The following is a 21837-nucleotide window of genomic DNA, read 5'->3' on the forward strand; positions in this document are numbered from 1 at the left end:
AAATAAATTAATTTATAGCAAAAAAGTAGCAAATAGTGTAAAACATAACCACCTATTTGCTATTTTTTTTACGGTATTAAAGAATAGAATAACTTTAATTTTAAAATTCATGTAGTATATTTTTTAAAGAAAAATGTTCATTTTAATATAAATAATCATATTATATATAAAAAAAATTATATAAAAAGAAGGAATAATATTAAACATATAGAATTAATAAAATAAAATAAAAACATCCGATTTAATTAAATTTTAAAGAACTTAAAAAGTTAATCCTTAATTAAGGCGAGTGAAAAAAATATATGCTATAATTATCATAATAGGAAATAAAGAAAATTATTTTTAGATACAAACATAAGTAAAAGATTATATAGGAGTGTGATTTTTAGGTGAAGCAGTTAAAAATAACTGAAACATCGTTAAGAGATGGGCACCAATCTCTAATTGCAACTAGGTTAAAAACAGAAGAAATAGTACCTATACTAGAAACCATGGATCAGGTTGGATACTATGCCATGGAGGTATGGGGTGGTGCAACATTTGATGCATGCATACGTTTTCTAAATGAGGATCCATGGGAAAGATTAAGACTGATAAGAAAGCATATAAAAAATACCAAATTACAAATGCTTTTAAGAGGTCAAAATCTTCTAGGATACAGACACTATGCAGATGATATTGTTGAAAAATTCATTGAATTATCAATAAAAAATGGTATAGACATTATAAGAGTTTTCGATGCATTAAATGATGTTAAAAATTTAGAAGCATCAATAAAAGCTATAAAAAAATACAAGGGACACTGTCAATGTGCAATATCTTATACAACAAGTCCAATACACACTACTGAGTATTATATAGAACTTGCAAAGACTATGGAAGAAATGGGTGCAGACTCTATATGTATAAAAGATATGGCAGGTGTATTAACTCCGTATAATGCTTATGATTTGGTAAAAAAATTAAAAAAAATTACAAACATTCCAATAAATTTACACACCCATTGTACTAGCGGAATTGCAGATATGATATATATGAAGGCTGTGGAAGCTGGTGTAGATATTATAGATACAGCAATATCACCATTTAGTGGAGGTACATCCCAGCCACCAACAGAATCATTAGCTGTCACATTTAGTGAAATGGACAGAAATCCAAATTTAGATATGGATAAACTTTTAGAAGTTGCAGAATACTTTAAGCCAATAAGAGATAAGTACATGTCAGAAGGAGTATTAAATCCGAAAGTTTTATTAACAGAACCTCAAGCTCTAAAATATCAAGTACCAGGAGGCATGTTATCAAATCTACTATCTCAATTAGAACAACAAGGTGCGAGTCATAAGTACGAAGATGTATTGAAGGAAGTCCCGAAAGTTAGAAAAGATTTAGGATATCCACCACTAGTTACTCCTTTAAGTCAAATGATTGGAACTCAAGCTTTATTTAATGTATTGAATGGAGAGAGATATAAGCTAGTTCCAAAAGAAATAAAAGACTATGTAAAGGGACAATACGGAAAAGCGCCATCACCTATAGATGAAGAAATAAAGAAAAAAATAATAGGAGATGTAAAAGTAATAAGCGTAAGACCCGCAGATTTGCTTGAACCTGAGTTTGAATCCATGAAAAAAGAAGTAGGAGATTTAGCTAAGACAGACGAAGATGTATTAGCATATGCATTATTTCCACAGGTAGCTCCTAGGTACTTAGAAAATAAGTACAAATTAAAAGTTAAAGAAGAAATAGAGAATAAACTAATACATTATATTACTGTAAATATGTAGAGAATAGGTGATGAAATATGAGTTTCATGCAAACGTTATCAATAACATTTACAAGTATGTCAATAGTATTTTTAATATTGTTTCTAATTTCATTTATACTAGAATCTTTTAAATATATATTTAAAGAAAAACCTAAGACAGAACTTAAAAATGGTATTGATAACCAAGTTGGCTTAAGTGAAGAAATTGAAGAAGAAGAAAAAGTGGTAATTGCTTTGGCTACCTCTATAATAGCTGGAGAGGGTAAAATCAATCCTAATCTTCAAATTAAGAAAATAACAAGAATAAAGTAGCAACTATGGAAGGTTGAAATATTAGAAATTAGCAAGCTAATTAAGTTAAAAATTGATATTAAAATATATTAAGGTGAAAAAGAAGGGAGAAAAAAATGAGTGCAAAAACATACCATATAACACTAAATGGAAAAGTATATGAGGTTGAAATAGAAGAAGTAACATCGGCAACCTTGCCAGTACAAACGGCTAAATCAGAAGTAAACACAGTATCACAAAGAAAAGAAGTTGGAGAAAGTATAACTGCTCCCATGCCAGGAACAATAGTAAATGTATTAGTTAAAGAAGGTCAACCGGTTAAAAAAGGTCAAGTGGTTGCAGTATTAGAAGCTATGAAAATGGAAAATGAAATAATAGCTCCAGTTGATGGTCAAGTTGCATCAGTAAGTGTTGACAAAGGTCAAAATGTAAACCTTGGAGATAGCTTATTAAAAATAGCTTAATAAGCTAAACTTAAGGAGGAACTAGAAATGGTAGAAATTTTGACTAAATTTATTGCAGAATCGGGGTTTGCAATGATGACACCTAAAACTGCCATAGTAATAGGCATAGCTTGTATATTTTTATATTTAGCTATACAAAAAGGATATGAGCCGTATTTATTAATACCCATATCAGTAGGGATGCTACTTGCTAATATGCCTGGAGTTGATTTAATGCAACCACCAACGGATGGTAAAATTGGAGGGTTATTCTACTACTTATATCAAGGTGTAAAGCTAGGTATATTTCCACCACTAATATTTTTATGTATAGGGGCTAGTACAGATTTTGGACCTATGATAGCAAATCCTAAAACGATGTTATTAGGAGCAGCCGCTCAGTTTGGAATATTCTTTGCTTTCATTGGAGCGATATACTTAGGATTTACAGGGCCAGAAGCAGCATCTATTGGTATAATAGGTGGTGCAGATGGACCTACAGCAATCCAGTTGACAGGCAAATTAGCTCCACATTTACTAGGTACAATAGCTCTTGCAGCTTATTCATATATGGCATTAGTACCAGTTATACAACCTCCAATAATAAGAGCATTAACAACTGAGAAAGAGCGTAATGTAAAAATGGAACAACTAAGAGCAGTTTCTAAAACGGAAAAAATAGTATTTCCTATAGTTGCAATAATAGTAGTTATAGGATTACTTCCAACATCTGCACCGCTTATAGGAATGCTTATGTTTGGAAACATATTAAAAGAATCAGGTGTTGTACCAAAGCTAGTAGAAACTGCACAAAACTCACTAATGTATATTATAACAATAATGCTTGGCTTAACAGTGGGCGCAACTGCTAATGCGGAAATATTACTATCAACTCAAACTTTAGGGATAATAGCTATGGGCCTTGTTGCTTTTGCTGTTGGGACTGCATCAGGAGTGCTATTTGGCAAGTTAATGTATAAGTTAACTAAAGGGAAAGTAAACCCTATGATAGGAGCAGCTGGAGTTTCAGCAGTACCAATGGCAGCAAGAGTTGTTCAAAAAATTGGGCAAGAAGAAAATCCTTCAAACTTTTTATTAATGCATGCTATGGGACCAAATGTAGCAGGGGTTATAGGGTCTGCTATAGTTGCAGGAGTACTATTAAAATTCTTTACTTAAGCTAAAATATTATATTAACATAAAAGGCGTAGACTTTATCTACGCTTTTTATATTAATACACCACTATTTACATTTATTAATAAATTCTTTGAATAATTCAATCATATCATATTGACTACCGACCATAAGCTCTGGATGAAATTGAACTCCAACTACAAAATCTTTATCCGCCATTTCTACACCTTCAATAATTCCATCATAGCTAGTAGAAGTTACTTTTAAGTTTTCGCCTAGATATTTTATGGCTTGATGATGGTAGCTATTAACCCAAATTTCTTTTCCAAACAAATCATACAATATGCTGTTGTTGTTAAACTTTACTTTATGCCATAACTCATTGTAGTCACATTTTTGATGATGAATAATAGTTTCCTTATGAACTTCAGATAAATCTTGATATAAGCTACCTCCACAAGCCACATTTAAAACCTGAAGACCTTTACAGATTCCTAAAAAAGTTAAATTTCTTTCTAATGCTAATTTTGTTAATTCTATTTGAAATTTATCAATTTTATAATTTACATCACCTATATTTTTGTGAGGTTGTTCATTAAAAAATATTGGATGAATATCGTTGCCACCAGAAACTAATAACCCATCACATAAATCTAATAAACAAGGTATATTATCAACATTATCAACTAAAGGAAGAACTATAGGTAGCCCTCCAGCTAATTCAATAGAAGAAATGTATTTATCGACTAAGCTAATTTTTTTCAATCCAGCCCATGAGCCTGATTCTATAGTAACCATGTTAGGAATAATACCTATTACAGGTTTATACATAATTTTAACCTCCTATATTATATCTATATATATTATGAAAAATATGAATAAAATACCAATAAAATATTAACTAAGCAATAATTTGTTTTTGTAATATGTTATAATTTTATTATCTAAAAATAGGAGGCGAGATTATGTTATACAATTTTAGAAACGATTATAGCGAAGGAGCACATAATAATATATTAGAAGCTCTTTTAAAAAGCAATCTAGAACAAGAAAATGGATATGGACTAGATTCTCATTGTAAAGAAGCAGAAAGATTAATAAAAAACAAAATTAATAATAATGATGCAGATATTCACTTTGTATCAGGGGGAACACAAGCAAATCTTATAATTATATCATCAATACTTAGATCTTATGAGTCTGTTATTTGTGCAAGTACTGGACATATAAATGTTCATGAAACAGGTGCAATAGAAGCGACAGGACATAAAATAAATATAATGGAAAGTGATGATGGTAAAATAAGCGTAGAAGGTATAAAAAAAATACTAGACGAACATGCTGATGAGCATATGGTAAAGCCTAGATTAGTGTTTATTTCTAATTCAACAGAGTTAGGTACAATATATAAAAAAGAAGAACTAAAAGAAATTAGTGAATTCTGTAAAGCTAATGATTTATACTTACATCTAGATGGAGCTAGATTAGGATCTGCTTTAGCTTCTAGAGAAAACGATTTAACACTAGAAGATATAACAAATCTTGTAGATGTATTTTACATAGGTGGTACAAAAAATGGTGCTTTATTAGGAGAAGCAATAGTAATAAACAACAAAGAGTTAAAAACAAACTTTAGATACAACATAAAGCAAAAAGGTGGTATGTTAGCTAAAGGAAGATTATTAGGAGTGCAATTTGTAGAGTTATTTAAGGAAGATTTATTCTTTGAAGTAGCACGACATGCAAATCTTATGGCTTATAAAATAAGTGATGAGTTAGAACACTTAGGCTGTGAATTTTTAACAAAACCAGTATCTAATCAAGTTTTCCCAATACTAGACAATGAATTAATAGAAAAATTAAGTGAAGACTATGGATTTAATATAGAGCGTAAAATAAATGATAACAAATCTGCAATTAGATTAGTTACTTCATGGGCAACTGAGGAAGATGCTGTAGACGAATTTATATGTAATTTTAAAAAATTATATAAATAATAACTCTATAAATAATGAAAGGGGAAAATAAAATGCTAAAGACTAACCAAGATAAGGTAGTAAAATGGTCTGTACAAGGAAAAGTACATCATCCACTAGGTGGAAACTACAGAATAACTAGTCAAGGGAAACCTATGATATTGCCAGCTACAGGTGGAATATCTTACAATGTAAAAGTTGGAGATAGTGCATTTGGATGGGCAGGTGATCATGTTGAGCCAGGCGTTTCTATAAGAAATGAAAATACTTCTGAGAACGCAGCGCTTACAACTTTCGCATGTATAGGAAATGAAGCAAAGGTTGTTTCAGGTGATGCAAAAGGAGCAAAAGGCTATGTAACAGGTATGCATGGTGGAATAGAGCATGTTATTATTCATTTTGAAGAAGAGACATTGGAAGACTTGGCAATAGATGATAAAATAATGATAAAAGCTTATGGACAAGGCTTAGAGATAGAAGGCTATGAAGAAATTAAAGTTATGAGTATAGACCCAGGATTATTTGAAAAAATAGGCGTTAAAGAAGTGGATGGAAAACTACAAGTTCCAGTAATTGCAAAGGTACCATCATATCTAATGGGTTCAGGCATAGGATCTACTAATGCTTATAGCGGAGATTATGATATAATGACTGCTGATATGGCAGAAATAAGAAGATTAGGATTAGACAAATTAAGATTTGGAGATATAGTATTACTACAAGATTGTGTTAATGATTATGGAACAGGTTATTTTAAAGGAGCAGTTACAATCGGAGTAATAGTACATAGCGATTGTGTAAAATCAGGGCATGGACCAGGAGTTACTGTTATTATGACATGTAAGACAAGTTTAATTGAAGGTGTAATAGATAAAAATGCTAATATAGTAAACTACATGGAAAAATAGTTTATGAAAAATATCAAGAGTCTATAATTTTTATTCTTATAACTTCATGTAAGGCTACTACACCATAATATTTATTAAATATAAACCTAAGAATTCTATCATTAGGTTTATATTTTTTAGAAAACTACATAAAGGGAGAAAAATATGAAAAAAATAGGATTTATAGGAGCAGGCAACATGGCAAGTGCCATGATAGGTGGAATAGTAAATTCTAAATTAATTGATTGTGCAAATATTATAGCATCTGCTAAAACAGAAGGAACAATAAAAAAAGTTAAAGATAATTTTAATATTAATGTAACTAAAGATTCAAAAGAAGTAGTAAAATTTTCAGATATAGTAGTAGTAGCAGTAAAACCATACATGTACGATGCTATCTTAGAGGAAGTAAAAGAATACATAGATGACAAAAAAATAATTGTAACTATAGCGGCAGGAAAAAGTATAAAAGATGTAGAAAATGTAATTGGTGCTGATAAAAAAGTAGTACGAACTATGCCTAATACTCCTGCTTTAGTAAATGAAGGAATGAGTGCACTTTGTCCAAATTATAATATAGATGAAAAAGATTTAGAAGAAGTAAGAGCAATATTCAATTCTTTTGGAGAAAGTGAAATTGTAAATGAAGGATTAATAGATGCTGTAATAGGAGTTAGTGGGTCTTCACCAGCCTATGTATTTATGTTTATAGAAGCTATGGCTGATTGTGGAGTATCTTATGGAATGACTAGACCACAGGCTTATAAATTTGCAGCACAAGCAGTAATGGGTTCTGCTAAAATGGTGTTAGAAAGTGGAAAACATCCAGGAGAATTAAAAGATATGGTTTGTTCACCAGGAGGAACTACAATAGAAGCAGTTAAAACCTTAGAAATAGAAGGAATGAGAAAATCTGTAATAAAAGGAATGGAAGCTTGTATAAAAAAATCCATAGAAATGAGTAAATAAGTATAAAAATAAAGAAAAAAATACAAAAAATGAAAAAAATACAAAAAATGTATAGAAAATACAAGACTAAATACAAAAAATGTAGTAAAATATTAAATTAATTGGATTAATTAGATTAAATTAATTTAATAAACATATAATAAGAATTAATTTAACAACAATGAGAGGAGACAATTTATGAAAGTTGAATTACCAGAAAGTGCTATAAAGACTTTAAAAGATATTTTAAATGATAATCAAGATAGACCTAAAAACATAAGAGTATACTTTGCAGGAATAGGCTGAGGCGGGCCATCTTTTGGTATTGCTCTGGATGAGCAAACGGATAATGATTTAGAATGTAATGTAGAAGAATTACATTTTATTATGAGCAAAGATGAATATAGCAAATATGGAGACATAGCTATAATAGACACAGGATTTGGATTTAAAGTTACAGCACAAAACATGGGCGGTGGCGATGAAGACGGTTGTGGCGGAGGATGCTCTGGCTGCGGAAACTAATATATGAGAAGCTAAAAGGTGTATGAAAAAAATTCATACACCTTTTGCTTAAGTAAATTACTTTTTAAAACTTTTAGCTTTATTGTATATAGCTAAATCTTTTTCAGTTATAGGCTCTGGTAAAATCATATTATGAGCCATAGATACCCCATTATCGTCAACACATACAAATGTCATAAAACCATCTACTAAAATCTTATCCTCATTGTTAAGACTTGAAACTTCTCCGTAAACGCATATACTTTTAGTTCCGACGTAGCAAATTTTAGACTTTATATTTATAATATCACCTAGTTTTATAGGATGCTTAAAATTAAGTTCCTTCATATTTAAAAATACTAGGTTTTTTGGTTGTTTATATTCATTTGCTGCTGCTACAAAGCAACTTTCTACAAACCACTGTGACATTCTCCCCGCAAATAAAGTACCATGATGATTTAGATCCTCACTTTTAATCATTCTGTGTGTGTCATAAAAATTCATTAGATATTTCCCCCTAAAAATAAATTTGTACATATTAATATAATACAAGATTTTGATAGAAAATGTAAATATATGTATTATATAATTTAAGTGAATCTAACAGGGGGATAGGAATACTATGGAAAAAGTAAAAAATAAAAAAGTAAGGTTGAAATTAAATATGGATACTCTAGAGAAAGAGAGAATTTAGACATATATTTTAGAAAGTATATAAGTAGAGTATAGTAAAGGGAGTATTGTATTATCTCATGGATTTTGTGAATCACTAGAAAAATACCCTGCACTATTTTTTAAGATAAAGTCAAAATTAGTTTTAGAAATAAATATAGAAGGAGTAGCCTAAGGCTACTCCTATTGCATTAGGATTATTGTATTTTTATTATTGTGCAACTGGTATATCTGAAGGATCTTCTTCTTGTGAAGATTGATCTCCTTGGTTATCTTGAGTATTTTCATCATTAGAAACTGGAGTATCTGGATTTACTGTTGAATTATCATCAGTATTAGCTTCATCTATTGATGGAGTATTTTCGTTATTATCTACAGCGTTAGAATCTGGATTATTTTCAGTTGAACCATTGTTAAATAATCCAGTAATCCAATTCCAAACTTTTCCGAAGAATCCTTCTACTTCTTCACTAGAAGGTAAGTTAATAGCCTTATCATCAGTAGCATTTATTTGAGCATTCTCACCTAAAAGATTGTCGTTAGTGCTTTCTAATATACCTAGATCTTTATCAGAACTAAATAGTCCGCTAACCCAGTCTCCTATACCTTTAAACCAATTTGATATACTATCAAATATAGAACCTTCGCCCATTGCGCTCAATTCTTTATCAACGTTGCCAGCAACGTTTTGTAATGTATCTTTTATTTTATTATAATCATATTTTTGATCTGCGATTTTCAACATTAGAGCTTCTATTTGCTTAAATTGTTCTGGAGTCAATGTAATATTGTAATTGTTAGTTATGTTGTTTATAGTATCAGCTATTTGAGTAACATCACTAGTACCATTTTTTATAACTTCAGTTTTTATATCATTTATCACACCTGTAGCCTTTTCTTGACCTATTTCATCTCCTAAATCTCCAGTAGTGACTAATTCTTCCGTTGCTAATTCTTTTTTATCCTCTTCAAGAGGTTTACCAGTTGCATCCTCAAATGCCTTCATAACACCAGTAAGTCCGCCTGTACCAGAAACTGGGAATGGAGCAGCTACAACTACGTTGGCATTTTCTATTCCAGCAGTTGATAAAGTAGTCGCTATCATAGCACTTGTTACCCATGTAAGGTTAGCCGTTTTAACATTTATACCATTACCTTTTGAAGTTGGTTCAACATAAGAACAAGAAATTGTGATTTTTCCAAGTTGTTCTTCACTAGCAACTCCTTGTAAATACTTTCTTTCTTCTGCATTATTAACTTCTAATACTACAGCTTGATTTTTGTCAACTCCAAAGTAATTTAACATTTGTTGCTTTTGTTCTGGGCTTAAGTTAGCACCTAAGGTTACAACCTTTGAACTGTCTGCAAATGCTAAGCCTACAGTAGATAAACTAACTGTAAGAGCAAGGGTAATTGCTACAGCTTTCTTTTTAAAATTTTTAAACATTTTATTCATAAATTTCATTCCTTTCAACTTTGCTTAAAAGTTAAACCATAATATATCCCAAGTACATTATACTATAAACTATTTTTTAGGGGAAGTGGATTACAAGTTGGTGACAAAGTAGCGAATATTCAGAAAAAAAATATGTATAAAAATAATATATTAACAAATGTTAAGAAAAATAACACAAAATAAAATAAATTTATGAAATTGGGCAAGATATAAAATATATGAAGAAATTATAAAATAAGGAGAATGGTTATGCTTAAACTTTTAAAAAATTTAAAGCCATACATTGGAATTGTACTACTAGTATTTATTTTAGTGTTTCTTCAATCCTTATCAGATGTATATCTTCCTAACCTAATGAGTAATATTATAGACAAGGGTGTAGCTAATAAAGACACAGGCTATATTATAGATACTGGTCTAAATATGATATTTGTCACAATAGGTGGAGGAATAGTAACAATAGCTGCGAGTTATTTTTCTTCAAGAGTAGCTATGGCATTTGGTAGAGATTTAAGAAATAAAGTATTTGAGAAAGTAGAAGATTTTTCTTTGCAAGAGTTTAACACTATAGGTACAGCTTCTCTTATAACAAGAACTACAAATGATATAACTCAAGTGCAGCAGGTAGTTATGGTTATGCTAAGGATGATGCTTTATGCACCTATGGTAGCAATAGGGGCTACCATAATGGCAGTGAGAAAGGATGCTAAATTATCTCTAATAATATTAGTATCTATGCCAATTCTTATAATTACAATTGGACTAATACTTAAAAAAGCAGTACCTCTTTTTAAAGCTATGCAAAAAAAAGTAGATAATTTGAATAGAGTTTTTAGAGAAAACTTAACTGGAATAAGAGTAATTAGAGTATTCAATAAGGTAGAAGCGGAAACTAAAAGATTTGAAAAAACTAGCTTTGATTTATGTGATGTAGCAATAAAGGCAAACAGAACTATAACTTTACTTATGCCTTTTATGATGTTTGTAATAAATGTAAGTATAATAGCCGTAGTTTGGTTTGGAGCAAGAAGGATAGATCAAGGAAATCTACAGGTTGGAGACTTAATGGCGTTTATTCAATACTTATCTCAAATTTTATTTTCTCTTATGATGCTTTCTATGATGTTTGTTATGATACCTCGTGCCTCAGCATCTGCAGATAGAATAAATGAAATTTTAGATTTGGAAAAAACGTTAAAAGATAAAAAAAATGCAATAAGAAGAACTAACATGAAAGGGTATGTAGAATTTAAAAATGTAAGTTTTTCATATGAAAAGAATGCAGAAAATGTACTTACAGATATAAGTTTTGTAAGTAAGCCTGGAGAAGTGACGGCTATAATAGGTGGAACAGGTTCAGGTAAATCTACACTAGTAAAATTAATACCTAGATTTTTTGATGTAACTAGTGGAGAAATACTAGTAGACGGAATAAATGTAAAGAATCTAGACCAACATGCATTAAGAGACAAAATAGGCTATGTACCACAAAAGGCTGTACTTTTTAGTGGAACTATAGCAGAGAACTTGAAATATGGAAAAAATGAAGCAAATCAAGAGATGATAGACCATGCTATAGAAATTGCTCAAGCAAAAGAGTTTGTATCTAACATGAAAGATGGTACAGAATCTTTTATTGCTCAAGGTGGAACAAATGTATCTGGAGGGCAAAAACAAAGACTATCTATAGCACGTGCAATAATTAAGAAGCCTGAAGTATACGTTTTTGATGATAGTTTTTCAGCACTAGATTTTAAAACAGATGCAGCTCTACGTGCATCCCTAGTTGAAGAAACCAAACAAGCAACAGTAATATTAGTCGCTCAAAGAGTATCAACAGTAATGGATGCAACTAGAATAATAGTTCTTGATGATGGCAAAATAACAGGAATTGGAACACATGATGAATTATTAGAAGCCTGTGATATATACAAAGAAATAGTATCCTCACAATTATCAAAGGAGGAAATGTAATATGTCAAAGGAAAATAAAAATCAAAACAAAGGTGGAATGGGTCCTGGCATGAGAGGTGCTATGCCACTAGAAAAACCAAAGGATTTTAAAGGTACTTTAAAAAGATTAATAGGATACTTAAAAAAATACAACAAAAATATAGGATTAGTAATTTTAGCTGCAATTATAAGTGCTGTATTTTCAATAGTAAGCCCTAAAATACTAGGAAAAGCTACTACAAAGATTTTTGAAGGAATAATGAAGAAGTCTACAGGAGGACCAGGTGCTGGAATAGACTTTAACTATATAAAAAATATATTATTAATTTTAATAGTATTATATGTAATAAGTAGTATTTTTAGCTACCTACAACAGTATATTATAGCTATGGTGGCCCAAAGAACAGTATATGATATGAGAGAAGATGTATATAGAAAATTGAATAAATTACCTCTTAAATTTTTTGATTCTCACACTCATGGAGAATTATTAAGTAGGGTTACAAATGATATTGATAATATTAGTTCAACTTTACAACAAAGTATTACTCAATTAATAACTTCAGTGGTAACTATAATAGGTGTAATAATAATGATGCTTACAATAAGCCCCTTATTAACGCTCATAACGGTCATAACCTTACCACTTGGAGTAATTTTAATTAGACCAGTAATAAAAAGGTCTCAAGGTCAATTTATAAAGCAGCAAAGGGAAATAGGAAGACTAAATGGCCATGTAGAAGAAATGTACACTGGACATGATGTAATAAAAGCCTTTAACAGAGAAGATGAATCTATAGAGGAATTTAAAAATATAAATAAAGAACTGTATGAATCAGCATGGAGAGCACAGTTTATGTCAGGTATTATGATGCCTGTTATGAACGTTACAAACAACTTGGGTTATGTATTTGTATCAGTAGTAGGAGGAATACTTGTAACCAGAGGTAGAATTCAAATAGGTGATATACAAGCCTTTATTCAATACTCTAAACAGTTTTCACAGCCAATAAGTCAAACAGCGAATATAGCAAATATTATTCAATCTACAGTGGCTTCTGCTGAGAGGGTGTTTGAACTACTTGATGATGAAGAAATGATACCAGACGTTACAGATAATATAAAGATAGAAAATCCAAAGGGACAAGTTATTTTTGATCACGTCAAATTTGGTTATATACCTGAAAAGATACTAATAAAAGATATGAACTTAAATGTATCACCTGGAAAAACAGTAGCTATAGTAGGACCAACAGGAGCAGGAAAAACAACATTAGTAAACTTGTTACTTAGATTTTATGAGTTAAATGGTGGCAAAATACTTATAGATGGCGTTAATATAATAGATATGAAGCGAGAGGATTTAAGGGATTTATTTGGTATGGTTCTTCAAGATACATGGTTATTTAAGGGAAGCATAAAGGACAATATAGCCTATGGAATAAAAGGTGCCACTGATGAAGAGATTATTGAAGTGGCAAAGGCTGCTAATGCAGATTATTTCATCAGAACTTTACCACAGGGGTATGACACAGAAATAAATGAAGAAGCTTCGAATATTTCACAAGGACAAAAACAGCTACTAACTATAGCAAGAGCAATGTTAAAAAATCCTAAAATCCTAATACTAGATGAAGCTACAAGTAGTGTGGATACTAGAACAGAATTAAATATACAAAAAGCTATGAATAAAATGATGCAGGGAAGAACTAGTTTTGTAATAGCTCATAGACTATCTACAATAAAGGATGCAGATATAATACTTGTAATGAAGGATGGGAATGTTATAGAAAAAGGAAACCATGAGGAATTGTTGGCTCAAGGTGGATTATATGCAGATTTATACAATAGCCAATTTAGTAAATAATTATACAATGATAAAAATAAGCGCATATAATTTCAAATGTTTTAACTTAATTACATGCGCTTACAAATAATTATATAGTGTACTTTATGTAGTAGGTCCTATGTATACTGCATAAACACCTCCCTGAGAAATAAAACCTACAAATGGGATGTCTACTGGAGCATATTTATCTGGTTCAGCTTTTAAGATGAAGTTTAATTTATAATTTTCTGGGAGAGTGTATTTAGTAAAATCATCATCTGGAGACAAATATACAAAATCATCTACTTTAACAGTAGTGAAGTTAGATAATATACCTAAGATTTGATTACTGTTGAGAGGGTCTGAATTGTGATAGGAATTTAGTAAAATCACATTATAGCCAATTGTCATTATTAAATCTAACCGTCTCAATTTAGCAGTAGCTTTTACTTGAGTGCACTTAGGACTTATATCTATAGATACAGTTTTGTCTATTAATTTATCCTTAACAACTAAAGATTCAATAAAACCTAGATTACCCATAGCTTTAGTTGCGTCATCTCTAAGGCGACCAGTAGTTGGGTCAAACATTATAGGAGGTAACAAAGACTTAGATATATTGAAAAATTCATTAGGTAAAGTTTTTGAGATTCGATTACAAGGAATGTTTGAATGGGATTGTGTATTGTAATCATTACTTAAATTAGGATTATTAATACTCATAAATTATTCTCCTTAAAAATACTGAAGGTAAGATACCTTAATATATTTTATAAACATTAATCTAAAAAGATTACAATTAGTTGCCGAGAATCCACCTTCTTTAGATGCAGGTATGAAAGGCAAGGGCTAGAATAATAAAGCACAACAAAAAGGTTGCACTGATGCAACCTTTAATTATTTTAAATTCTTTTAATCTTAGCCTTAGGGTGTACAACGAAAAAGTAAGCTCCAGGACCATTAGGGGCTCCAACTGGATCGTCTGGAGCAAAGTGAATGGCAATATATCCTATATATTGAGCTAGAGAAGAATCAACATGTGGGCCATCTTCTAGAACAACATCTATAGTATAATCGCTACTAGGTGGAACCAGATCATCAGGAGATATATAATCTACTACTTGGTCTAACCCGATAAATTGCTCTTTTCCATCAAATACCTTATTTACTACAGGGCTATAAATCACTGGAGCGAAGAAACCACCACATATAACTCTTAAAGCTCTTATAGTTGCTTCAGATTCAACGGGGCGATTATCTCCACAAGGATAAACAGTAGCTATTTGAGTGTAATCTGTAGGAATAACAACTGATAATGGTGGAACTACATCATTAGTACCAATAACTATCTTACTAGCAATTGCATTGTAATCATAAGGGTCAACAGGATTCCCAATACCCATATAAAGAAAATTTTCTCTTCTAATAGACATATAAACAGGTTTTTGTGGCTGATAGGTATTGCAACTAATATCTAACGCATTAAAGTTTGTGTCATTACTCATTATTTATGTCTCCTTTCATTAAGATATAAGAACTAAATTTCAGGTTCATTTACAGGCTCTATCTTAAATTCACCATTAATTAGATAGAAATGCTCTCCATTTTCATTATCTCCAGTCGCCGCAACTTCAACTCTTGTAACAGTAACCTTTAGCTCTGGAGCTACTGCACTTGGGTTATCTAATATATCAATAACTTCATCATTTATTACTCTATTTCCAGCAACTGATGCTGTATAAAGAACCTTGACATCATCAGGTTCAATAACTACATCTGGGAAAGGTGTTGGGTCTAATACATCTGCTCCTACATAATATCCTATAACACCATCTATTCTTAATTCAGTTAAAGTAACACATGGAACAGTAATAGATTGGGTAATATTACAAGGATTTGGAACAGCAATACCTCCAATAGGACAGTAGTCACTCTTATGGATGTAAGCATGAAGATTGTTAGTATTTACAGCTATTGACAAAGGTACTTCATCAGAAGATAAGTTTTGAACATTCATAGTATTTTCAACTATAAGATAACTTGCAAAATCAGCAATATAATAACCTTTACAACTCATTTATATTCCTCCAATATAATAAAATAGAAGAAGGTATAGCCCTTCTTCTATATTTTATTAATTAAAATGTAAAAGGTTACTCAATCTAAAAATAATTTGTCTAAAAAGAAAATTTATTTTTAAAATCAAAAATAAATTGTAATTAAACAAATAGGATTTGGGTATAATTGAACTGTACCTAAATATACTTGAAGATAAATATTGAAAAAAATAATAAATTTAGTATACTATAGTAAGGTAATGTTTACGTTACAAGCACTAAGCAATGAAAGGAGAATTACAATGTCAAAAGAATTAGTAAAAGAAAGAGTAATAAAGTATTTAATGGAGGATTTATTAGTTCCTCAAGATATGATAGATACAAATGTTCCTTTAGCTGAGTTTGAAGAGGGTGCAGAGGGAATATTAGATATAGTTGTTAATGTTAAGGATAAAGAAGACTACTATGCTCCAGTTATGATAGTACAATGTATGGATGAAGATATAGCATTAGAAGGAGAAGTTATTCAAAAACAAGTAGACTTCTTAGAAGATGTTGATAATATAACAATGGCAGGAAGATTAGTTTTAACTAATGGAGAGGCTATGATGTATGCAGATTGGACAGGAGAAGAATACAACACAGAAGCATCTTTACCAAACTATGAAGTTATGGTAAAAGAATTTTTTGAAATGGAAGCAGTAGTACTAGAACATGAGCAAGAACACCAACATGACCATGAATGTGGATGTGGACATGATCATAGTCATGAAGAAGGACATGAGTGTGGATGTGGTTCAGACTGTGGATGTAACCACAAGAAATAAAACTATATAGAGTAAGTAAACTTGACTATATTTTTTAATGATGTTATTATTAGAGAGTTAAAAATTCTTTATAAACCGTAAGTGTTGGGGCAAAAAATACTTAGGATTTATTAATAGAGGGATTTATAACGTCGTTCGAATAAAGAAGACCGCATAATTTGTGGTCTTTTTTATTTTATATTTAAAAAAAAATAAAAAAAAAAAAGGAAAATTGATGTTATAAGTAGAATAATAGATAAATAAAATTATTGACATTTAAGTTAAATTGAAAGGAATTTTTTTTGAAGTAGCATCATATTATTAAATATAGATGTACTGCAGAAAATTATTATATTTCAATTAACAAACTATTTAGTATAAAAGGAGTTAGGTTATGGGGGCTAAAAAAGAACATACTTATGAGAATTATATTTATGGGGATTCATCGAATACATCGAATGCAATGAAAATGTACTTAAAAGAAATTGAAGAGTATAAGATGTTGTCTGCAGTAGAAGAAGTTGAATTAGCAAAAGAAATAATCAACTCTTCATCAGAAGCCAAAGAACAATTTATAAACGCAAATTATAGACTAGTTGTAAGCATAGCCAAAAAATATAGAAAAGAAAATGTAGATATGTTAGACTTAATTCAAGCGGGAAATATTGGACTTATAAAGGCTGTAGAAAAATATGATTATAAAAAGGGATACAAATTTAGTACTTATGCAACATGGTGGATTAAACAAAGTATAACAAGATATATAGATGACTGTGAAAATACAATTAGAATACCAGTACATCTTCATCAAAGGATAAACTTTGTAAAGAGAAAAAAACAAGAGCTTGCTAACGAACTTCAAAGAGAACCGAGCTTAGATGAACTTGCAGAAGTTTGCGATCTTGAAGTAGATAAAATTCTAGATATATTAAAGCGAGATAAAAACATTGTATCTCTAGATACTCCTATAAAAGAGGATGAAGACAGTAGTCTAGTAGAGTTTATTCCATCAGACGCAAATTTCGGTGATGTAGTAATGCATGAAATTGAGCAAAGAAACTTAAGGGAAAAAATAGAAGAATTATTAACGGGGCTTAGTGATCAAGAACAAAAAGTTCTTAGAATGAGATTTGGTCTAGATGATGATACTCCTAAAACACTTGAAGAAATTGGAAAAGTATTTGGAGTAACAAGAGAGAGAATCAGACAAATAGAAGCAAAAGCCATAAGAAAACTAAGACACCCAAGTAGATTAAAACAACTTAAACATTTTTATTAAATTATATTTATATATTCATAAAATAAAGTGAAAGCTATAGCTTTTACTTTATTTTATTTGCAAACGTTTTCACAAAGAACTTTTAATAAGTAAATAGTAGCACAAAATAAAAAAGAAATCATCTAAATAAAATTAATTTTAAGAAAAATATATTTAATATTAAGAACAGATTGGATTATAAAATATAGTATAAAAAAAAATATAATGAAAAAAATAAATAAATAACATGGCAATATTAAATAACATAATAAATATTATTTATTTGTTTAATAAAAAGAATATATATTTAATGTGAAATAATAGTTGAAAATTAAGAAAATTAGAACTACAATTATTTTTAATTAAATATAAACCAAAATAAATTAAATTAGGAGGATATTATGAATAAATTAGGAAAGGATTTAAGCGTACAATTTTATAGCTATTATTATTACTTTAGTTTTAGCTGGGGCTACTTTTTTAGCGCTAGAAAATTATTATGCAAAAATAAATATAAATCCTTTTTACTGATGAGTTGATAATATCAATGTCTTAAAGAATATTTATAAATTATTGTAAACAAGAATATTGTATACAAATAATGTATATAAATAGGACTCATAGTATGAGTCCTATTTTTTTTATAAAATTATTAAACAAATAAGGAGAGAAAAACTATGGTAATTATATTAAAATCAAGAAATATTAACGAAGGTGCTAAAAAGCTTCTTCAAAAAATTAAAGATTTAGGATTAGAAACAAGTGTTATTGAAGGTGAAAGTAAGACAATTATAGGCATTGTTGGAGACACTAGTAAATTAGACCCATCAAAACTTGAAGCAAATAAAGAGGTTGAAAAAGTTATGTACATTCAAGAACCATATAAAAAAGCAAATAGATTCTTCCACCCAGAAGATACAATAGTTGATATTAATGGAGTAAAAATAGGTGGCAAGAAAATAGCATTAATAGCAGGGCCTTGCTCAGTTGAAAGCAAAGAACAAATTGAAGAAATTGCAAGTGAAGTGAAATTACATTCGGCAGGAATTTTAAGAGGTGGAGCATTTAAGCCTAGAACATCGCCATATAGCTTCCAAGGAATGGAGTTAGAAGGATTAGAATTATTAAAAAGTGCTAGAGAGAAAACTGGAATGCCAATAGTCACAGAGATAATGTCTACAAGTATGATTGAAAAATTTGTGGAAGATGTAGATATTATACAAGTTGGTGCTAGAAATATGCAAAACTTTGATTTATTAAAAGAGCTTGGAAAAATAGATAAGCCAATTTTATTAAAAAGAGGACTAAGTGCAACTATCGAAGAGTTATTGATGTCAGCTGAATATATAATGGCAGGTGGAAATAACAATGTAATATTATGTGAAAGAGGAATAAGAACATATGAAAATTACACAAGAAATACACTAGACTTAAGTGCTATACCAGCTATAAAAAAATTAAGTCACTTGCCAATAATAGTAGATCCAAGTCATGCTGCAGGTAAAGCCTGGATGGTTGAGCCTTTATCAAAAGCCGCAATAGCAGTAGGAGCAGATGGATTAATTATTGAGGTACACAATGACCCAGCTAATGCACTTTGTGATGGTCAACAATCAATAAAACCAGAAGAATTTAAAAATTTAGTAGAAGAATTAAAGATTATTGCAAATGCAGTGGGTAGAGAGATATAAATTTTAGGGATGGTGATTAGATGGATTATAATTTAAGTAATCTTAGAGACTCTATAGATAATATAGATAGTCAAATTATTAAATTATTTGAAGCAAGAATGGAAACTTCTTTAAAAATAGCTAAATATAAAAAAGAAAATAATCTTCCTATATTTAATAAATCTAGAGAAGATGAAGTTATAAAAAATAATATAGAAAAAGTAAAAAATAAAGAACTAATAAAACACACTGAAGATCTTTTAAAGTGCTTAATGAAGGAAAGTAAAAAATATCAATATAATAAGACTAATTTAAAGGAAATACCTCTTTCAAAAGGAGAAATACTAAAGATAGGATTCCAAGGAACAAAGGGATCTTACTCAGAGGAAGCTCTTATAGAGTATTTTGGAGAAGAACATGAACTATTTAATTACGAAAAATTCGAAGGTGTTTTTGAAGCTTTAAAATACAAGTATATAGACTATGGAGTATTGCCTATTGAAAATACATCGACTGGATCGATTTCTCAAATTTATGATTTATTAAAAAAGTACGGATACTATATTGTTGGAGAAACAAAAATTAAAGTTGAGCATTATTTACTAGGAGTTAAAGGTGCTAGAATTTTAGATATTGAAGAAATTTATTCTCATCATCAAGGTTTTGAACAAAGTAGCGATTTTTTAAATACATTACCTAGTTGTAAAATGATACCATACTATAATACTGCAATTAGTGCTAAGTATGTAAAGGATTGTAATGATACAAGCAAGGCGTGTGTATGCAGTAAACGTGCTAAAAAAATATATGACCTTGAAGTACTAAAACCAAATATAAATAATGTAAAGGAAAATTATACAAGATTTATTATAGTAGGGCGAGAATTAGAAAATAATGAAATTTGCAACAAGATGACAGTAGTTTTTTCAGTAGGTCATAAACCTGGAACTTTATATAGGCAATTAGAGACTTTTGAAAAAGAAAACATAAATATGCTTAAAATAGAATCGAGACCCTTTGGAGATGGATCATTTTGTTATTTCTTCTATGTAGATATAGAAGGTAATCTGGAAGATGAAAATGTGAAAATAGCCTTGGATATAATAGGCCAGAATAGTTTAGAATTTAAAATATTGGGTTGCTATAAAAAAAATTAAGGAGCCAAAATGATAATAACTATAGTGGGATTAGGAGTAATAGGAGGGTCTTACGCTTTAAGTTTAAAGGAAAAATACAATAATATATTTGCAATAGATATAAATAAAAAATCTTTAGAAGAAGCTAAGAAAAACCAGATTATAAAAGATGGAGCTAATTATTTAAGTGAAAAATCATATGAGATTATAGCTAAAACAGATATTTTAGTTTTAGCTATCTACCCTAGTATGATAGGAGAATTTATAGATAACTATAAAAGTAAATTTAAAGAAGGTCTTATAATTACTGACGTTGCTGGAATTAAAGCAAAAGTTATGGAGGATATAGATGAAAAGTTGCCTAAGAATGTGGATTTTATATTTACCCATCCAATGGCGGGCAAAGAGAAAAAGGGTTTTAGTTATGCAAGTAGCAGTATTTTCAAAGGTGCAAACTTTATTATAATACCTACAGCAGAAAATAAAGACTTTAATATTAAAATTATAGAAAATTTAGCTAAAGACATGGGCTTTGAAAATATCAAATATATATCAAAAGAAGAACATGATAAAATAATAGCTTTTACAAGTCAATTACCCCATGTAATTGCAGTATCTTTAATAAATAGTGACAACTTAGGAGTGGATACAGGTAAGTTTACAGGAGATAGTTATAGAGAACTAACTAGGATTGCAAATATAAATGAAGATTTATGGAGTGAATTATTTTTATACAACAAGGAAAATTTGATAAATATGATAGAAGGATTTGAAAAGCAAATTTCAATAATAAAAAGCAGTTTAAAAGAAGATAATATAAATGAATTAAAAGGAAGATTTATAGAATCTACAAAAAGAAGAGAAGCACTATAAAAAAATTCGCTTTACCTAAGTTATCTATAGTCGATACCGTCAATATCGCCTAGAAAATGCTTAAGGGAAGCGAATTTTTTAATTTAATTCAATTATAAATTGGTGATAAAAAAATAAAAACAACTCATATAATAATATAAAGCAAAAGTTAAAAAAACTTGTAAAAAGGAATGAGT

At 29.8% G+C, this 21837-nt stretch carries 21 protein-coding genes; 15 read left to right on the forward strand and 6 right to left on the reverse strand.

Annotated features, from left to right (window positions below; genetic code table 11):
- Nucleotides 1-389 precede the first annotated feature (389 nt).
- The 4 genes from ACRC03_RS12580 to ACRC03_RS12595 all read left to right on the forward strand — a co-directional run bounded on the left by ACRC03_RS12580 (nt 390) and on the right by ACRC03_RS12595 (nt 3681).
- Nucleotides 390-1787, forward strand: a complete 1398-nt coding sequence (locus tag ACRC03_RS12580; RefSeq protein ID WP_438652921.1) for an oxaloacetate decarboxylase subunit alpha — start codon at nt 390-392, stop codon at nt 1785-1787.
- 17 nt (nt 1788-1804) lie between these two features.
- A complete protein-coding gene (locus ACRC03_RS12585; protein ID WP_438652922.1) occupies nt 1805-2080 on the forward strand; it encodes an OadG family protein in 276 nt (91 codons plus the stop codon).
- A 95-nt stretch (nt 2081-2175) separates the two neighbouring features.
- A complete protein-coding gene (locus ACRC03_RS12590) occupies nt 2176-2523 on the forward strand; it encodes a biotin/lipoyl-containing protein (protein ID WP_438652923.1) in 348 nt (115 codons plus the stop codon).
- A 27-nt stretch (nt 2524-2550) separates the two neighbouring features.
- Nucleotides 2551-3681, forward strand: coding sequence for a sodium ion-translocating decarboxylase subunit beta (locus tag ACRC03_RS12595; protein ID WP_438652924.1), 1131 nt, complete (start codon nt 2551-2553; stop codon nt 3679-3681).
- Nucleotides 3682-3745: 64 nt separating this feature from the next.
- On the opposite strand, the gene ACRC03_RS12600 is transcribed toward ACRC03_RS12595, so the two are convergent.
- Complete coding sequence (locus tag ACRC03_RS12600) at nt 3746-4468, reverse strand: gamma-glutamyl-gamma-aminobutyrate hydrolase family protein (RefSeq protein ID WP_438652925.1); 723 nt, start codon at nt 4466-4468, stop codon at nt 3746-3748.
- A 134-nt stretch (nt 4469-4602) separates the two neighbouring features.
- Here ACRC03_RS12600 and ACRC03_RS12605 point away from each other — a divergent pair, with 134 nt between their 5' ends.
- The 4 genes from ACRC03_RS12605 (at nt 4603) to ACRC03_RS12620 (ending at nt 7973) form a co-directional block, all read left to right on the forward strand.
- Nucleotides 4603-5634, forward strand: a complete 1032-nt coding sequence (locus ACRC03_RS12605; protein WP_438652926.1) for a threonine aldolase family protein — start codon at nt 4603-4605, stop codon at nt 5632-5634.
- A gap of 32 nt (nt 5635-5666) precedes the next feature.
- Nucleotides 5667-6521 carry a DUF4438 domain-containing protein gene (locus ACRC03_RS12610; RefSeq protein WP_438652927.1) on the forward strand — a complete coding sequence of 285 codons (855 nt, stop codon included), beginning with the start codon at nt 5667-5669 and terminating at the stop codon, nt 6519-6521.
- 144 nt (nt 6522-6665) lie between these two features.
- Nucleotides 6666-7469 carry a pyrroline-5-carboxylate reductase gene (gene proC, locus ACRC03_RS12615; RefSeq protein WP_438652928.1) on the forward strand — a complete coding sequence of 268 codons (804 nt, stop codon included), beginning with the start codon at nt 6666-6668 and terminating at the stop codon, nt 7467-7469.
- 366 nt (nt 7470-7835) lie between these two features.
- Complete coding sequence (locus ACRC03_RS12620; RefSeq protein WP_438652929.1) at nt 7836-7973, forward strand: hypothetical protein; 138 nt, start codon at nt 7836-7838, stop codon at nt 7971-7973.
- A gap of 57 nt (nt 7974-8030) precedes the next feature.
- Here ACRC03_RS12620 and ACRC03_RS12625 read toward each other — a convergent pair whose 3' ends face one another.
- Complete coding sequence (locus tag ACRC03_RS12625) at nt 8031-8456, reverse strand: acyl-CoA thioesterase (protein ID WP_438652930.1); 426 nt, start codon at nt 8454-8456, stop codon at nt 8031-8033.
- Nucleotides 8457-8835: 379 nt separating this feature from the next.
- Complete coding sequence (locus tag ACRC03_RS12630; RefSeq protein WP_438652931.1) at nt 8836-10080, reverse strand: DUF1002 domain-containing protein; 1245 nt, start codon at nt 10078-10080, stop codon at nt 8836-8838.
- Between the two features lie 249 nt (nt 10081-10329).
- On the opposite strand from ACRC03_RS12630, the gene ACRC03_RS12635 reads away from it, so the two are divergent.
- The gene (locus ACRC03_RS12635) at nt 10330-12054 is read left to right on the forward strand and encodes an ABC transporter ATP-binding protein (RefSeq protein WP_438652932.1); all 1725 of its coding nucleotides are present in this window, start codon (nt 10330-10332) and stop codon (nt 12052-12054) included.
- Nucleotide 12055: 1 nt separating this feature from the next.
- The gene (locus ACRC03_RS12640; RefSeq protein ID WP_438652933.1) at nt 12056-13900 is read left to right on the forward strand and encodes an ABC transporter ATP-binding protein; all 1845 of its coding nucleotides are present in this window, start codon (nt 12056-12058) and stop codon (nt 13898-13900) included.
- 84 nt (nt 13901-13984) lie between these two features.
- On the opposite strand, the gene ACRC03_RS12645 is transcribed toward ACRC03_RS12640, so the two are convergent.
- The 3 genes from ACRC03_RS12645 to ACRC03_RS12655 form a co-directional block, all read right to left on the reverse strand.
- Entirely contained in the window at nt 13985-14584 is a 600-nt protein-coding gene (locus ACRC03_RS12645) for a hypothetical protein (protein WP_438652934.1), read from the reverse strand.
- 179 nt (nt 14585-14763) lie between these two features.
- Nucleotides 14764-15366, reverse strand: a complete 603-nt coding sequence (locus ACRC03_RS12650; RefSeq protein ID WP_438652935.1) for a hypothetical protein — start codon at nt 15364-15366, stop codon at nt 14764-14766.
- A gap of 32 nt (nt 15367-15398) precedes the next feature.
- The gene (locus ACRC03_RS12655) at nt 15399-15938 is read right to left on the reverse strand and encodes a hypothetical protein (RefSeq protein ID WP_438652936.1); all 540 of its coding nucleotides are present in this window, start codon (nt 15936-15938) and stop codon (nt 15399-15401) included.
- Between the two features lie 282 nt (nt 15939-16220).
- Here ACRC03_RS12655 and ACRC03_RS12660 point away from each other — a divergent pair, with 282 nt between their 5' ends.
- From ACRC03_RS12660 to ACRC03_RS12680, 5 genes are all read left to right on the forward strand, one after another.
- A complete protein-coding gene (locus ACRC03_RS12660) occupies nt 16221-16745 on the forward strand; it encodes a type I restriction enzyme HsdR N-terminal domain-containing protein (protein WP_438652937.1) in 525 nt (174 codons plus the stop codon).
- Between the two features lie 373 nt (nt 16746-17118).
- Nucleotides 17119-18003 (forward strand): sigma-70 family RNA polymerase sigma factor, encoded by an 885-nt coding sequence (locus ACRC03_RS12665; RefSeq protein WP_438652938.1) that lies wholly within the window; start codon nt 17119-17121, stop codon nt 18001-18003.
- Between the two features lie 656 nt (nt 18004-18659).
- On the forward strand, nt 18660-19673 hold the full coding sequence (gene aroF, locus ACRC03_RS12670; protein ID WP_438652939.1) for a 3-deoxy-7-phosphoheptulonate synthase: 1014 nt from the start codon (nt 18660-18662) through the stop codon (nt 19671-19673).
- 20 nt (nt 19674-19693) lie between these two features.
- Entirely contained in the window at nt 19694-20809 is a 1116-nt protein-coding gene (locus ACRC03_RS12675; protein WP_438652940.1) for a bifunctional chorismate mutase/prephenate dehydratase, read from the forward strand.
- Nucleotides 20810-20818: 9 nt separating this feature from the next.
- The gene (locus ACRC03_RS12680) at nt 20819-21661 is read left to right on the forward strand and encodes a prephenate dehydrogenase (RefSeq protein WP_438652941.1); all 843 of its coding nucleotides are present in this window, start codon (nt 20819-20821) and stop codon (nt 21659-21661) included.
- Nucleotides 21662-21837 lie beyond the last annotated feature (176 nt).

Source organism: Romboutsia sp. (genome assembly GCF_051659545.1).
Taxonomy (GTDB): domain Bacteria; phylum Bacillota; class Clostridia; order Peptostreptococcales; family Peptostreptococcaceae; genus JBOFOR01.